This is a genomic window from Streptomyces sp. TLI_55, from assembly GCF_900206255.1.
GTDB lineage: Bacteria > Actinomycetota > Actinomycetes > Streptomycetales > Streptomycetaceae > Streptomyces > Streptomyces aquilus.
Genome location: NZ_OAOJ01000001.1, coordinates 2,669,307 through 2,683,762, shown reverse-complemented (window position 1 = coordinate 2,683,762; position 14,456 = coordinate 2,669,307). Strand labels below are relative to the sequence as shown.

Here is a 14,456-nt window from a genome sequence, read left to right as displayed (position 1 = left end):
TCGGGGCCGGGCCGGCGACCGTAGAATCACCGGGTGAACGCCCCCGTACTCCCGGCCGAGACCCTCCGTGCCGCCCTCGCCGGTCTCCTCGACGGTCTTCCGCCCAAGCAGGCCGCCCAGGCCGTGGACCGGCTGATCGCCAACTATCGCGGGGCCACCCCGACCGACGCCCCGATCCTCCGCGACCGCGCGGACGTCGCCGCGTACGCCGCCTACCGGATGCCCGCCACCTTCGAGGCCGTGCGGTCGGCGCTGGAGGAGTTCGCGGCGGCCGCCCCCGACTGGTCCCCGCGGAGCCACGTCGACGTCGGTGGCGGCACCGGCGCCGCGACCTGGGCCGTCACCGCCACCTGGGACGGCACCCGCCCGGTCACCGTCCTCGACTGGGCCGAAGCCGCACTGGCCCTGGGCCGCGAGATCGCCGCCGCCAACCCGGCGCTCGGCGCGGCGAAGTGGCAGCGCTCTCGTATCGGAGCAGCGCTCTCTATCGAGAGCACCGATCTCGTCACCATCTCCTACGTCCTCAACGAACTCACCCCCGCCGACCGCACCGCCCTCGTCGACGCCGCCGCCACCGCCGCGCAGGCCGTGGTGATCGTCGAGGCCGGCACCCCGGCCGGCTACGCCCGTGTCATCGAGGCCAGGGACCGGCTCATCGCCGCCGGCTTCCACATCGCCGCCCCCTGTCCGCACAGCGCCCGCTGCCCGATCGTCCCCGGCGAGGACTGGTGCCACTTCTCGGCCCGGGTCAGCCGCTCCTCCCTGCACCGCAAGGTCAAGGGCGGCTCCCTCGCCTACGAGGACGAGAAGTTCAGCTACGTCGCCGCCACCCGCTTCCCCGTCACCCCGGCCGCTGCCCGCATCGTCCGCCGCCCTCAGATCCGCAAGGGCCAGGTCCTCCTCGACCTGTGCGAGCCGGACGAACGCCTGACCCGGACGACGGTCACCAAACGCCACGGCGACCTGTACAAGGCGGCACGGGACGCGGACTGGGGCGACGCGTGGCCGCCGGCCCACGACTGAGACGCCCGCACCGGCCCCACGACCGGCGCGCGCAGGCGCACACCTCCCCGGACGGACACCCCCGCACGCCCCTCCCCGTCCGGAACCGCCCAGAGCCGCCCGCACGTTGAAGCGGGAGTGGGGGCTGTGGGGGACTCCGGGCGGACCGGGGACGGCTCCATCGCGGAGGTACCCGTGCTCGTCCTGGCGCTCGTCATCACCGGCGGCACAGCCGTCGTCTCCGGCCTGCTGATCGTCGTCATGCGGTCCGCCGACTCCACCACCCAGCAGATCGCCAAGGCCCTCCTGGGCGTCGCGGCCATCGCCATCGCGGTCTTCTTCGGCGTGCTGGCGCACCTGGACGACGCCGCTGACCAGCGCGTCGGCGACGACAGCGCCGCCGTCGCCCGGTCCGCCACCCCGTCCCCGCCGTCCACCGCGACCCCGTTGGTGTCCTCCCCGAGCCCGTCGCCGGCGACGGCGTCGGAGTCGACACCGGCGTCCGGCCCGCCGGGGACCGCACCCCCGCCGGACACCCCGCCGCCCGCCTCCCACAGGCACTCCACCGCAGCCGCGCAGCCGCCCGAGGAGACGCCCGGCGAGACCCCCATGGACAACGCCCCCCGCACCACCCCGGCCAGGGTCCGCATCCAGGGCGCCGAGGCCCCGTGGACCGGGATGTGCCTGGACGTCTACGGACCGCTGACGGACCCCGGCACCCCGGTGCAGATCTGGCACTGCGAACACGTCGCCGAGATGGAGTGGCGGTACGGCTCCGACGGCACCCTCGTCGGCTTCGGCGGGAACTGCCTGACCGTGGTGGGCGTGGCCGCCGACGCCACCCCGGTGGAGATGCACCCCTGCGACGGCGGCAAGGGGCAGCGGTGGCGGCGGGTGGGGGAGGAGTTCCACGGGCCCGACGGCTACTGCCTGGACATCAAGGGGCCGGGCACGACGGACGGGACGCGCGTGCAGCTGTGGACCTGCGAGGGAGTGCCCCAGCAGCAGTGGGAGACGACCACGCTCTGAGCGGGGCGAGACGCTCCGTCTCACCTCCTTGGTACCGTCACCCCATGCCCAAGCAGCAACCCTCTGCCCCCGACTCCAGCCGTCGCAGCGAGAAGTCCCGCCGTGCCATCTACGAGGCCGCCCTCGCGCTCGTCGTCGAGGTCGGCTACCCCAGGACCACCGTCGAGGGCATCGCCGCCCGCGCCGGCGTCGGCAAGCAGACGATCTACCGGTGGTGGTCGTCGAAGGCGGACGTCCTGCTGGAGGCGTTCCTGGACCTCTTCGCCCAGGCGTCGCGGGAGGCGGGGGAGGAGCCGTACGTCATCCCGGACACCGGTGATCTCGCCGCCGACATCAAGGCCGTGCTGCGGGCCACCGTCGACCAGCTGATGGACCCCCGGTACGCGGCGCCGTCACGGGCCCTGGCCGCCGAAGGCCTGGTCGACGAGGAACTCGGCCGCAGATGCGCGGCCACGCTCATGGAGCCGTCCCTCCAGCTCTACGTCGACCGGCTGCGCGCCGCGCAGCGAGCCGGTGAGGTGCGCCCGGACATCGACCCGCGCATCGCCCTGGAGTTCTTCATCTCCCCGCTGGCCCAGCGCTGGCTCCAGCACACCGGCCCGATCTCGTACGAGTACACCGACACCCTCGTCGACTACGCCCTCCATGGGCTCGCACCCCGCTGACCCTCACCGTGCTTCTTGTGACCATGCCGACAACCCGGGGCGCGACAGGGGGCTAAATCACGGCAAAGCGGGCCATGGTGCGCGATCGACGGCCCCGGTACGCCCTGTCCCACCTACCCCGGTTGTCGGCTCCGGCCCCCCGGAGCGCAGGATGGTGGGACCATAGGGCATGCTGTCCGCACACAGCGAGGCGAGGGGATAGATGAGCCAGGAGTTCGGCGGCCGGACCGGCCTTCAGGGCAAACTCACCCAGTGGCTGCGCGGACGCCGCCCCAAGGAGGCCGCCGACGACGGCGGCCGTGAGGCCCTGCTGCTGGCCGCCGCCGGAGCGGGACTGCCGCTCGCGCCCGCCGCGCACCCGGCTCCCGGCTTTGGCTGTTCCTGCGACCGGGTCGGCTGTCCGACCCCCGCCCGGCACCCCGTCTCCTTCGCGTGGCAGACGCAGTCCACCACCGACCGCGGCCAGATCGAGCGCTGGGCCCGGCATCAGCCGCAGGCCAACTTCATCACCGCCACCGGCATGGTCCACGACGTCCTGGACGTCCCCCTGGACGCGGGCCTGGAGGCCATGGAACGGCTGCTCGCCTCCGGCATCGAGGTCGGCCCGGTCGCCGAGAGCAGCGACGGCCGCCTCCTCTTCTTCACCCTCACCCGAGGCACCCCCGAGGACGAGGACGAGTGGTGGCCGTGCGAGCTGGACTGCCACCCCGAGACGATGGACGAGCATCCCGGACTGCGCTGGCACTGCCGGGGGTCGTACGTCCTCGTACCGCCCGCGCAGCTGCCCGGTGAGGGCCAGTCCGTGCACTGGGTCCGCGGCCTCGAACACCCGCTGCCCGACCCGCTGAGCCTCCTCGAGGTCCTCACCGACGCCTGCGCCCGCCATGCCGGCGCGGAGCCCGACCATGCCTCCGCGGCCTGGCCCCTGCGCGGCTGACTCCTTTAAGAGGGGCGCCCTTTCAAGAGCAGCTCACTCGCCCTTGCCGGCCGTCAGGCCCTGGATGCGGCCCAGCAGCTTCACCTGGCCGCCGGCCGTGCTCCTCGGCGGGTCGAGGGCGATCTCGTTGGAGATCGACTCCAGCGTCAGCGACTGCTTGACCTCGCCGGTCGTCAGCGCCCGCACGGCCGCCGTCTGGGCGGGCACCGAGGTGCCGGGCGCGGCGGTCTGCTTCACGTAGTGGCGCGTGGTGAAGAACACCGCCGCGCCGCCGTCCTTCGTCCGCAGCGCCAGTGGGGCGTACGCGCCGCTGGTGAGCGGCTCGTCGATGTACTGCTTGACCAGGCCCGGCTTCTTGGCCTCCTTCTGCCGGTCGGTACGCCACCCGCTGGTGTGCGTGCCGTCCGCGAAGACCTTGCCCTTGCCGTCCTGGAGGTAGGTCGCGTAGTCCTGGCTCAAGTCCCCGGGCGCGACGGTCAGTTCGGTCGCGTTCACGGGGACCGCCTCGGCCCAGCCGTCCGCGTCCGTCTTGAACTCCGGTACGTCGTCCGGGGCGACCAGCGTCAGATACGCCGCCTGGAACGGCTCGTCGAGGCCGCCCCGGGTGAACACGAACAGCCAGCGCGCGCTGCCGCCCTTGTTGGCGGCCGCGTCCGCGACGAACCAGCGCGGCCAGCCCGCCTTCTCGGTGATCGTGTACTTCACGTCGGTCAGCTTCAGCGGCGTGTGGGACGGGTTGCCGTCCGGGCTGGTCACCGAACCGGCCTTCAGACGCGCCGCGTCGATGTCGCCGAGGGGCCCGGTGACATGGTCCGCGTCCAGTGAACTGTCGTACGCCTTGTCCGCGTCGTTGTACGCGGTCGTGAACTCCTGAAGTGCCTTCGCGGCCTCGGCCTTGGTCGTCGCGGGAAGGACTTCGCGTTCCCCGTGCACCACCACGCATCCGCTCGCCGTCAGCGACAAAGCGGTCACCGAGGCCGCTATCAGCGCTCTTCGGTCAAGATTGCGAAGCCTTCGAGGGCTGCGATCCCTGCTCATCGGGTACCTTCACCTTCCCCTTCCCGGAGGCGAACCCTACCGGGGCGAGGAACAGGGCGAGCGTCGGGATCAAGTACAGCAGCCACACCGTGACCTGGAGGACCGTCGGGTCCGGCTGGAAGTTGAGGATGCCCTTGAGCAGGGTGCCGTACCAGCTGTCCGGCGGGATGGTGTCGGAGATGTCGAAGGCCCGGTTCGTCAGGCCCGGCAGCCAGCCGGCCTCCTGGAGGTCGTGGAAGCCGTACGCCAGCACGCCCGCGGCCACGACGACCAGCATGCCGCCGGTCCAGGTGAAGAACTTGGCGAGGTTGATCTTCAGCGCGCCCCGGTAGAACAGCCACCCCAGCACGACCGCCGTGGCGATGCCGAGGCCGGCGCCGATGACCGGGCGCGGGGTGCCGTCACCGGCCGCGTGCACCGACGTCCACACGAACAGGGACGTCTCCAGGCCCTCCCGGCCCACGGCGAGGAACGCGGTGGCGACCAGGGCGCCGGTGCCCATCCGGAGCGCCGCGTCCAGCTTGCCGTGCAGCTCGGACTTCAGGTGCCGGGCGGTGCGCCGCATCCAGAAGACCATCCACGTCACCAGGCCGACCGCGAGGACCGACAGCGAGCCGCCGAGCGCCTCCTGCGCCTCGAACGTCAGCTCCTGGGAGCCGAATTCGAGCGCGCAGCCGAAACCGAGCGCGAGCGCGACGGCGACGCCGATGCCGGTCCAGACGGGCTTCAGCGCGTCCTTGCGCTCCGTCTTCACCAGGTAGGCGATGAGGATGCAGACGACGAGAGAGGCCTCCAGGCCCTCGCGCAGACCGATCAGATAGTTGGAGAACACGGTCGCTCACGCCTCCTTGGAGAACAGCGTCCGGCCCCACCAGTCGTCCTTGTCCCGGACGCCGGGCGGGACGGCGAAGACCGCCGAACCCACGTGCTGGATGTACTCGTTGAGGGCGTCCGTGGCCAGATTGCGCTGGATGCGGATGAACCCCTCGCGCACGTCATGCATGTACGCCAGGAAGAACAGGCCCGCCTCCAGACGGCCGAGGCCGTCCGTGCCGTCGGTGAAGGAGTAGCCGCGGCGCAGGATCGTCGACCCGTGGTTGGCGGACGGGTGGGCGAGCCGCACGTGCGCGTCGGGCTTCATCGCCTTCAGGAACGGCTCGTCGCGCTCCTTGGCCTTGCCGACCGGGGCGCCCTCGCCCTTGTCACGGCCGAAGATGTCCTCCTGCTCCTGCAGGGGAGTGCGGTCCCAGGTCTCGATGTGCATCCGGATGCGCCGGGCGACGAGATAGGACCCGCCGACCATCCAGTCCGGCCCGGCCTTCTCGTCGACCCACACGAACTTCTTCAGCCGGTCCGTCTCCGTGCCCGCGATGTTGCGGGTGCCGTCCTTGAAGCCCATGAGGTTGCGCGGGGTCTGCTCCTCGGGCGTGGTCGACGACGTCTTGCCGAAGCCGAGCTGCGACCACTTGATGACGACCTTGCCGAAGCCGATCCGGGCGAGGTTGCGGATCGCGTGCACGGCGACCTGCGGGTCGTCGGCGCAGGCCTGGACGCACAGGTCGCCGCCGCTGCGGTTCTTGTCCAGGGCGTCCCCGGCGAAGTGCGGCAACTCGACGAGCGCGTCGGGCTGTTGGCCCGCGAGGCCGAACTTCTGGAACAGGGAGGGCCCGAACCCGATGGTGAGGGTAAGCCGCGACGGCTTGAGCCCCACCGCCTCGCCGGTGTCGTCCGGCGGAGCCTCCGCCAGCCCGCCGAAGGCCCCGTCCCCGACGGCCTGTCCACCGGTCATCCGGCGGGCAGCGGCCGTCCAGTCCTTCAGCATCTGCACGAACTCGGCGCGGTCCTCGGTCTGCACGTCGAACGCGGCGAAGTGCAGCCGGTCCTGCACGGGCGTGGAGATACCGGCCTGATGGGCGCCGTGGAAGTCGATCGCGGCGCCCGTGTCGGCGGCCACGGTGTCGACGTCGTCGCCGCCACGGGTCATCGCGACCGCGCCCCCGGCCGCGACGGCACCGAGCGCGAGCCCGGCACCGCCCCAGCCGATGAGCGAACGCCGGGACGGGGCCGTCGCGTTGTCGGTCTGCGGGTTCTCACTCATCGGGTGTCCCCCACTCACTTCACGACGACAGCGGCGGCGAGCTTGGACAGCGGCTCCGCGAGCGCGTTCACCGCGTCCGACAGCTGCTTGCGGTCGGCCTCGCCGACCTTGTCGTACGAGGTGAAGTCGTACGACGTCTTGTCCGTCCGGTACTTGTCCAGCAGCGTGTCGATCGCGGCGAACTGCTTGTCCAGCTCGGTCACCAGGGCGGGGTCGTTCTCCTTGGCGACGGGCTTCAGCAGCTCGTACGACTTCTCGGCGCCCTCGACATTGGCCTTGAAGTCGACGAGGTCGGTGTGCGAGTAGCGCTCCTCCTCGCCGGTGACCTTGCCGGTGGCGACCTCGTCGAGGAGCTCCTTGGCGCCGTTGGCCATGGAGGTCGGGGTGATGTTCGCCTTGCCGACCCGCGTCTGCCAGTTCTTGAGGTCGCTGATCAGCTGGTCGGCGAGCTCGGACTCGCGCGCGGTGAGCTTCTTGTTCTTCCAGAGGGACTTCTCCAGCCGGTGCCAGCCGGTCCAGTCCTTCGCCGGGTCCTGGCCCTCGTCCAGACCGTCCTCACGGACGTCGACCTTGGGGTCGATGTCACCGAACGACTCGGCGACCGGCTCGGTGCGCTCCCAGCCGATCCGGGAGGGGGCGTAGGCCTTCTGGGCCGCCTTGATGTCCCCGTCCTTGACCGCCTTGGCGAAGGTCTCGGCGAGCGGCAGGGTCGCGTCGGCCTGCTCCTGCACATAGGTGCGGTAGGAGGCGACGGCCTTGTCGAGGCGCGGGTCGCGCTTGGCGGCGGTGCCGCCGGTGGCCTTGACGTCCTGGCGGATGCCGTCGCCCTTCATGCCGGGCTTGCAGGCGATGGTGTAGTCACCGGCCTTCACCTCGGCGGTGACCCGCTGCTTGGTGCCGGCGCCGATGTTCTCGCGCTCGGTGACGATGCGGTCGTCGGGGAAGAGGAGGTAGACCTCGGTGACCTTGGAGCCCTTGTTCTCGATGGCGAGCTCGACGTGCCCGGCCGGGAACTCCTTCGTCGACACCTCGCACTTGCTGTCGGTGGCGGTCACGTTGATCACCCGATCACTGCTCGCGTCGCCGCCCTTCTCGGTGCATCCGGTGAGGGCGGTCAGAGCCGCCACGGTGGCGGTGGCGGTGACGGCGGACAGACGGACGGCTCGCATGCAGGCTCCCGTGGGTGGCTATGGGTGGCCGAAAAATCACGTGACAGCGCTCACACGGATTGGTGAGGCTGCCCTAACTTAACCGAGGCTTACCTGCGTGATACCCGGCCGGGCCGTGATTCACCTCTCATAGGCGCTGTAAGGGCACGAGCCGATCACGGTGACCTAAACCGGACGCCAAGGAATCGTCAAGGGAAGCTCAAAGGGGTCTCACAGATTCCAGGCCGGGGGGAACTGGTCCCCATGAACAGGGGGCACAGAGAACTGCTGGGGCCGGGACGGCTGGTACTGACCACGCACGGTCGCCCCGGCCCGGCCGCGTTGCGCTGGGAACGGGCGGACGGTCGCCGGTTGTTGCTGCGGCAGGGCGAACAGCCTCTGCTGCTGGGGAGGTCGGTGGGTGCGGGCTGCTGTCCGGATTCCACCTCCACCGGCTCGAGGGCTACCGCTCCCCGGTGCCGTCCCTGCGGTCGGCCGACCAGCGCTCGCCGCTCGACTGGACGCATCAGTACACGCGTTGGCTGGAAGAGGCGGACGGAACGCCGTTGCGGGACGGCCGCTGGGAGCTGGCCCTGCGGACCGGGTTCCCGCCCTACGTCTGGACCGCGGACTTCGTACGGGACTGGCCGGGCGGGCGCCTGGAGCTGTACTGCGGGGGCGGCTGGAACGGCGTTCTGCCGCTGCGGCGGCTCTCCGCACCGGACGCCGGGCGGGTGAAGGCGTACCGCAAGCACGCCCGCGAGGGCACCCTCGCGCCCGTCCTGCTGTGGTGGGTGACCTTCCTCGACGGTTTCGTCATCCTCGACGGGCACGACCGGGCCGTGGCGGCGCTCGCGGAGGACCGGACCCCGCAGTCCGTGGTGCTCAGCCAGGTGCCCGACGACAAGGTCTGGCGCGCGGCGGCCGAGCGGTTCACGCACGACCGCGAGCACCGCATGGGCGACCTCGCGACCCGCCCGGCACGGCAACGGGCCGCCCTGGAACGCGGATACGCCGAGACGATCGCCTCGCTCCCGTACGCCGTCGAGCCCACGACCGTACAAGCCCTCCCCGGCGGAGCCGCCACCTGGGAAGCCCTCGCCGCCCGCGCAATGTTTCAATGCCCCCGTGACTGACTACGACGTCCTCCGCGTCTTCTGTGCGCCCAACGGCGGCTACGGCAACGAACTCGGCGTCGTCCGTGAGGGCTCCGTGATGCCCGGCAGGGACGAACGCCAGGCGTTCGCGGGCAAGCTCGGCTTCAGCGAGACCGTGTTCGTCGACGACCCCGAGCGCGGCGTCGTCGACATCTACACCCCCACCCTGCGGCTGCCCTTCGCCGGGCACCCCTGCGTCGGCACGGCCTGGCTGCTGGACGTACCGGAACTGGTCACGCCCGCGGGGCCCGTCGGCGCCCGGCTGGACGGGGAGTTCAGCTGGATCGAGGCGCGGGCGGAGTGGGTGCCGCCGAGGACGCTCCGCCAGTACGCCTCCGCCGCGGAGGTCGACGATCTCCCCGTACCGCCCAAGGGGGAGTGGATCTACGCCTGGGCCTGGGAGGACGAGCCCGCCGGCCGGGTCAGGGCGCGTGCCTTCCCCGGCCGGGACGACGGCATCGACGAGGACGAGGCGACGGGCGCCGCGGCGATCCTGCTCACCGACCTGCTCGGCCGCGCCCTGAACATCACCCAGGGCGCGGGCTCCCAGATCCTCACCGCCCCGCAGCCCTACGGCTGGGTGGAGATCGGCGGCCGGGTGGTGCTGGAGCGCGAGCCGGAGCGGTAGGCGGGTCCAGGGCCGATCTCAGGCGCTCAGCGGGAATTCGTCCCCCAGCGCCCGGAACACCGCCGTGTTCAGCGCGAACGCCCGCTTGCACTCCGCCACGATCCGCTGCTTCTCCAGGTCGTCCGCCCGGACCGCGTCCAGCAGTTCGCGGTAACCCCGCTTGAACGCGGCCGGGTTGGCGATCCCCTCGAACACGTAGAACCGCACGCCGTCGCCCTTGCGCGCGAAGCCCCACGTCCGCTCCGCCTTGTCGCGGATGAGCTGGCCGCCGGACAGGTCGCCGAGGTAGCGCGTGTAGTGGTGGGCGATGTATCCGGCGGGCCAGCGCTCGGCGCACTCGCGCACCCGGTCCGCGTACGCCCGGGTGGCGGGCAGCGCCGACAGTCCCGTACGCCATCCCGGGCCCCGCAGATGCTCCAGGTCCCGCTCCAGCGCGCCCAGCCGGTACAGCTCCGGCTGGATGAAGGACCCGGCCACCGGGTCCGACGCCAGCCGGTCCGCGCCGGACTCCAGTGCCTCGTACACGAACCACAGCTGCTCGGTGTAGCGCGCGTACGCGTCGACGCCCAGCCGGCCGCCGAGCAGGTCGCTCATGAACGACGAGGTCTCCGCCTCGACGTGCTGTTCGTGGGACGCGGTGCGGATGACTGTCGAGAAGGAGTCCATGCGCCATATCCTCAAGGTAAGGCTTACCTAAGTCAATAGGTTTGCCGACAGCCTGTCGGTAAAACCGTACAAGAAAAAACCCGCCCCCAGCAGGGGGACGGGTCCCGGCGGGCTACGGCAGCGTCAGGATCTCGGCGCCGCTCTCCGTCACCACCAGCGTGTGCTCGAACTGCGCCGTCCGCTTGCGGTCCTTCGTGACGACCGTCCAGCCGTCGTCCCACATGTCGTAGTCGTGGGTGCCCAGCGTCAGCATCGGCTCGATCGTGAACGTCATGCCGGGCTGGATGACCGTCGTCGCGTGCGGGCTGTCGTAGTGCGGGATGATCAGGCCGCTGTGGAAGGACGAGTTGATGCCGTGTCCGGTGAAGTCACGGACCACGCCGTAGCCGAAGCGCTTGGCGTACGACTCGATGACCCGGCCGATGATGTTGATCTGGCGGCCCGGCTTGACCGCCTTGATCGCCCGGTCGAGGGACTCGCGGGTGCGCTCCACCAGCAGGCGGCTCTCCTCGTCGACCTCCCCGACCAGGTAGGTGGCGTTGTTGTCACCGTGCACCCCGCCGATGTACGCCGTCACGTCGAGGTTGACGATGTCCCCGTCCTGGAGGACCGTCGAGTCCGGAATGCCGTGGCAGATCACCTCGTTGACGCTCGTGCACAGCGACTTGGGGAAGCCGCGGTAGCCGAGCGTCGAGGGGTAGGCGCCGTGGTCGCACATGTACTCGTGCGCCACCTTGTCCAGTTCGTCGGTCGTGACGCCCGGCGCGATCTTCTTGGCCGCCTCGGCCATCGCCCGGGCCGCGATACGGCCGGCGATCCGCATCGCCTCGATCGTCTCGGGCGTCTGCACCTCCGGACCGGTGTACGGCGTCGGCGCGGGCTTGCCGACGTACTCGGGGCGACGGATGTTTCCGGGCACGGAACGGGTGGGGGACAGTTCCCCTGGGACGAGCAGCGACTGGCCAGACATGCCAGCGAGTCTAACGAGCCGCGGTGGGGGAACATGTCCCTGGCGAGAGGAGCAGGTCATGGCCTTGTTCAAGAAGCGCACGGTCGGCAAGCCGGGCGAGTGGTACTACTGCCTGGAGCACAAGAAGGTCGAGGAGGGGCCGGACTGCCCCGCCAAGGACCGCTTCGGCCCGTACGCCTCCCGGCAGGAGGCCGAACACGCGATGGAGACCGCCCGTGAGCGCAATCTCCAGTGGGAGAACGACCCGAAGTGGCATGACGCCGCGAAGGGCGCGGACGAGGACTGATCAGGTCAGGCCTCGGCCGGGCTCGCCTGCGCCGCCTGGCGCTGGGCCCGTACCCGTGCCGCGTGGTCGTCCGTGCGGGCGTCGTACGTCATCAGCTTCGGCAGGCACAGGGCCAGCAGCCCCACCGCGCCCGCGCACAGCAGCCCGCCCGACCACACCGACGCCCGCACCCCCCACCAGGCGGCGAAACCGCCCGACCTGACCTGGCCGAGGGTCGGGCCGACCGAGTAGGACAGCAGCTCGATCCCGGCGAGCCGGCCCCGCAGCTCGTCCGGGATCGTCTGGTTCCACATCACCCCGCGGAAGATCCCGCTGACCATGTCGCAGCCCCCGGCCACGGTCAGGAACAGCAGCACCAGCCACACGTTCCCCACGACCCCGGCCGCCGCGATCGCCACGCCCCACAGCGCCGCCGACAGCACGACCATCCGGCCGTGCCGGTGGACGCGCGCGGTCCAGCCGCTCGTCACGCTCACCAGCATCGCGCCCAGCGGCACCGTCGCGTACATCAGGCCCAGCGACCACTCGGCGTCCAGCTCGTCCGCGAGGAACGGCAGCACGGCCAGCGGCATCGCCAGCAGCATCGCGACCACGTCGACGGCGTAGGTGCCGAGGAGCTCCTTGCGGCCCCACGCGTACCGGGCGCCTTCGGCGATCGCCTTCAGCGACGGCTTCGCCGCCTCGTGCGCGGCCGGGGAGGCCGCGATCGGGATCATCAGGGCCACCGAGACCACGAAGGTCGCCAGGTCGGCGGCGTAGGCCCAGCCGAGGCCCGCGTACGCGACGACCACACCCGCCAGCGCCGGGCCCGCGACCCCGCCGACCGTCCAGCGGAAGGTGTTGAGGGAGGCCGCGGCCGGCAGCTGGTCGTGCGCCACGATCCGTGGCCACAGCGAGTCGAGCGCGGGCCGCTGCACCGACGTCAGCGCCGAGGAGACGGCGGCCACGACATACAGCGGCCACACGGCCGGCCGCGGCAGCAGCGCGTTGAGCAGCAGCACCGCGCTCAGCAGGCCCTGCCCGGCCTCCGTCCAGATGATCAGGCCGCGCTTGTCGAGCGCGTCGGCGAGGGCACCGCCGTACAGCCCGAACACGATCAGCGGGACGAGTTCCACCGCGCCGATGGCCCCCACGGCCGCCGTCGACCCCGTCAGCTCCTTGATCTGCACCGGCAGCGCGACGAACGTCAGGAAGCTGCCGAAGTACGAGACCAGCCCCGACACCCACAGCCGCCGGAAGTCGGCGGAGGCCCGCCAGGGCGCGAGGTCGGGGAGGACGGAGCGCAGGCGGGAGGGCGCCGGATCGGCGTCGGCGTCGGTGGCGGTCACGAGCCGCCATGCTCCGGCGGGACGCCCACCCCGGCAACCGAATTTCCCGCTACCAGCGCGCCGGCGGCGGTGCCGTCAGCTGTTCCGTCAGCCGGGAGAGCCGGTCCCAAAAGCGGCGCGGGCCGCGCGGCGCGGGCAGGGCGTTCTCCCCGGCCGCCGCGCTCACCAGATGCTGCACGGTGTCCAGATCGAGGTCCGTGCCCTCCGGCACCGCCAGCGACTCGTGCGCCATCGCCGCCAGTCCGCCCTCGCCGGGGCCGAGGGCGAGGACGGTCGCCCCGGCCCGCCGGGCGTCGTGCACCCGCTCCAGCAGCGGGGCGCCCGGCTCCTCCGGCGCCACCACCAGCAGCGTCTCGCCGCGCCGCGCCGCCGCCAACCGGCCGGGGCCGACGGCCAGATGGGCCGGATCGGAGGGCCGCGCGTCATGCCGTACGAGGGTGGGGGCCAGCTCCGGAGTGCCGGACCAGGCCGCCTCGTCCACCAGATGCGCCGCGAGATGCCAGGGCTCGTACTCCGGGGTGCCGACCAGCAGCAGCCCGCCCCCGTGCGAGACCACCGACCCGCGCAGCACCCCCGCGAACCGCCGGGTCGTCCCCAGCCACTCGGTCCCGGCGAGCACTTCGCGCAGCAACGCGACCCGTACGGCGTCCATGCGACCGCATCCTGCCGCAACCTGCCGCCCGTGACCCCGGGTTCCCTTCGAATTCGCCCGTATCGGTCCGGGGGAGCGGGCCCCCGCGCTCACCTGATCGGCCGGGGTGCGGGAGGCGCACGTAAAGTCAGCCCATGACCTCTACCGACAGTGCTGCACAGACCCCCGCGAAGGCGCCCGCCAAGGACCCCTGGGACCTCCCCGACGTCTCCGGCCTCGTCGTCGGCGTGCTCGGCGGGACCGGCCCGCAGGGCAAGGGCCTCGCCTACCGGCTCGCCAAGGCCGGCCAGAAGGTGATCATCGGCTCGCGGGCCGCCGACCGCGCGCAGGCCGCCGCCGCCGAGCTCGGGCACGGGGTCGAGGGCGCCGACAACGCCGAGACCGCGCGGCGCAGCGACATCGTGATCGTCGCCGTGCCGTGGGACGGGCACGGCAAGACGCTGGAGTCGCTGCGCGAGGAACTCACCGGGAAGCTGGTCGTCGACTGCGTCAACCCGCTCGGCTTCGACAAGAAGGGCGCCTACGCCCTCAAGCCGGAGGAGGGCAGCGCCGCCGAGCAGGCCGCCGCCCTGCTGCCCGACTCCCGGGTCGCCGCCGCCTTCCACCACCTGTCGGCCGTCCTGCTCCAGGACCCGGAGATCGACGAGATCGACACCGACGTCATGGTGCTGGGCGAGGAGCGCGCCGACGTCGAGATCGTCCAGGCCCTCGCCGGCCGCATCCCCGGCATGCGCGGCGTCTTCGCGGGCCGGCTGCGCAACGCCCACCAGGTGGAGTCGCTGGTCGCCAACCTGATCTCCGTGAACCGCCGCTACAAGGCACACGCGGGGCTGCGCGTCACGGACGTGTGAG

16 protein-coding genes are annotated in these 14,456 nt (G+C 71.7%); 8 read left to right on the top strand and 8 right to left on the bottom strand.

Going from position 1 to position 14,456, the window contains the following annotated elements; genetic code table 11:
• Nucleotides 1-33: 33 nt before the first annotated feature.
• From CRP56_RS12465 to CRP56_RS12450, 4 genes are all read left to right on the top strand, one after another.
• The gene (locus tag CRP56_RS12465; protein WP_097263281.1) at nucleotides 34-1,023 is read left to right on the top strand and encodes a small ribosomal subunit Rsm22 family protein; all 990 of its coding nucleotides are present in this window, start codon (nucleotides 34-36) and stop codon (nucleotides 1,021-1,023) included.
• A gap of 126 nt (nucleotides 1,024-1,149) precedes the next feature.
• Nucleotides 1,150-2,031 carry an RICIN domain-containing protein gene (locus CRP56_RS12460; RefSeq protein WP_097263280.1) on the top strand — a complete coding sequence of 294 codons (882 nt, stop codon included), beginning with the start codon at nucleotides 1,150-1,152 and terminating at the stop codon, nucleotides 2,029-2,031.
• Between the two features lie 44 nt (nucleotides 2,032-2,075).
• Nucleotides 2,076-2,696: a TetR/AcrR family transcriptional regulator gene (locus CRP56_RS12455; protein WP_097263278.1), complete on the top strand. Its 621-nt coding sequence runs from the start codon at nucleotides 2,076-2,078 to the stop codon at nucleotides 2,694-2,696.
• 202 nt (nucleotides 2,697-2,898) lie between these two features.
• Nucleotides 2,899-3,633: a bifunctional DNA primase/polymerase gene (locus CRP56_RS12450; RefSeq protein ID WP_097263276.1), complete on the top strand. Its 735-nt coding sequence runs from the start codon at nucleotides 2,899-2,901 to the stop codon at nucleotides 3,631-3,633.
• A gap of 33 nt (nucleotides 3,634-3,666) precedes the next feature.
• Here CRP56_RS12450 and CRP56_RS12445 read toward each other — a convergent pair whose 3' ends face one another.
• Genes CRP56_RS12445 through efeO form a run of 4 tightly spaced genes read right to left on the bottom strand, consistent with a single transcriptional unit; the run spans nucleotide 3,667 to nucleotide 7,938 of the window.
• The gene (locus CRP56_RS12445; RefSeq protein WP_097263274.1) at nucleotides 3,667-4,671 is read right to left on the bottom strand and encodes a hypothetical protein; all 1,005 of its coding nucleotides are present in this window, start codon (nucleotides 4,669-4,671) and stop codon (nucleotides 3,667-3,669) included.
• Nucleotides 4,631-5,503, bottom strand: coding sequence for an iron uptake transporter permease EfeU (efeU, locus tag CRP56_RS12440; RefSeq protein ID WP_097263272.1), 873 nt, complete (start codon nucleotides 5,501-5,503; stop codon nucleotides 4,631-4,633). Before efeU ends, CRP56_RS12445 begins: the two co-directional genes overlap by 41 nt.
• A 6-nt stretch (nucleotides 5,504-5,509) precedes the next feature.
• Nucleotides 5,510-6,769, bottom strand: coding sequence for an iron uptake transporter deferrochelatase/peroxidase subunit (gene efeB / locus CRP56_RS12435; protein ID WP_097263270.1), 1,260 nt, complete (start codon nucleotides 6,767-6,769; stop codon nucleotides 5,510-5,512).
• Between the two features lie 14 nt (nucleotides 6,770-6,783).
• On the bottom strand, nucleotides 6,784-7,938 hold the full coding sequence (efeO, locus tag CRP56_RS12430) for an iron uptake system protein EfeO (RefSeq protein ID WP_097263268.1): 1,155 nt from the start codon (nucleotides 7,936-7,938) through the stop codon (nucleotides 6,784-6,786).
• A gap of 455 nt (nucleotides 7,939-8,393) precedes the next feature.
• On the opposite strand from efeO, the gene CRP56_RS12425 reads away from it, so the two are divergent.
• A complete protein-coding gene (locus tag CRP56_RS12425) occupies nucleotides 8,394-9,053 on the top strand; it encodes a hypothetical protein (RefSeq protein WP_257040741.1) in 660 nt (219 codons plus the stop codon).
• The gene (locus tag CRP56_RS12420; protein WP_097263266.1) at nucleotides 9,046-9,702 is read left to right on the top strand and encodes a PhzF family phenazine biosynthesis protein; all 657 of its coding nucleotides are present in this window, start codon (nucleotides 9,046-9,048) and stop codon (nucleotides 9,700-9,702) included. The genes CRP56_RS12425 and CRP56_RS12420 overlap by 8 nt, the downstream gene beginning before the upstream one ends.
• A gap of 18 nt (nucleotides 9,703-9,720) precedes the next feature.
• On the opposite strand, the gene CRP56_RS12415 is transcribed toward CRP56_RS12420, so the two are convergent.
• Both CRP56_RS12415 and map read right to left on the bottom strand, forming a co-directional pair.
• Nucleotides 9,721-10,368: a biliverdin-producing heme oxygenase gene (locus CRP56_RS12415; protein WP_097263264.1), complete on the bottom strand. Its 648-nt coding sequence runs from the start codon at nucleotides 10,366-10,368 to the stop codon at nucleotides 9,721-9,723.
• 112 nt (nucleotides 10,369-10,480) lie between these two features.
• Nucleotides 10,481-11,338, bottom strand: a complete 858-nt coding sequence (map, locus tag CRP56_RS12410) for a type I methionyl aminopeptidase (RefSeq protein ID WP_097263262.1) — start codon at nucleotides 11,336-11,338, stop codon at nucleotides 10,481-10,483.
• A 58-nt stretch (nucleotides 11,339-11,396) separates the two neighbouring features.
• Between map and CRP56_RS12405 the strand changes: the two genes are divergently transcribed.
• Nucleotides 11,397-11,624 carry a hypothetical protein gene (locus CRP56_RS12405; protein WP_079306454.1) on the top strand — a complete coding sequence of 76 codons (228 nt, stop codon included), beginning with the start codon at nucleotides 11,397-11,399 and terminating at the stop codon, nucleotides 11,622-11,624.
• Nucleotides 11,625-11,629: 5 nt separating this feature from the next.
• Here the strand turns inward: CRP56_RS12405 and CRP56_RS12400 are convergent, their stop codons facing one another.
• Both CRP56_RS12400 and CRP56_RS12395 read right to left on the bottom strand, forming a co-directional pair.
• A complete protein-coding gene (locus CRP56_RS12400) occupies nucleotides 11,630-12,952 on the bottom strand; it encodes an MFS transporter (RefSeq protein ID WP_257040736.1) in 1,323 nt (440 codons plus the stop codon).
• Nucleotides 12,953-13,001: 49 nt separating this feature from the next.
• Nucleotides 13,002-13,604, bottom strand: a complete 603-nt coding sequence (locus CRP56_RS12395; protein ID WP_097263260.1) for a hypothetical protein — start codon at nucleotides 13,602-13,604, stop codon at nucleotides 13,002-13,004.
• Between the two features lie 134 nt (nucleotides 13,605-13,738).
• On the opposite strand from CRP56_RS12395, the gene npdG reads away from it, so the two are divergent.
• Complete coding sequence (npdG, locus tag CRP56_RS12390) at nucleotides 13,739-14,455, top strand: NADPH-dependent F420 reductase (RefSeq protein WP_097263257.1); 717 nt, start codon at nucleotides 13,739-13,741, stop codon at nucleotides 14,453-14,455.
• Nucleotide 14,456 lies beyond the last annotated feature (1 nt).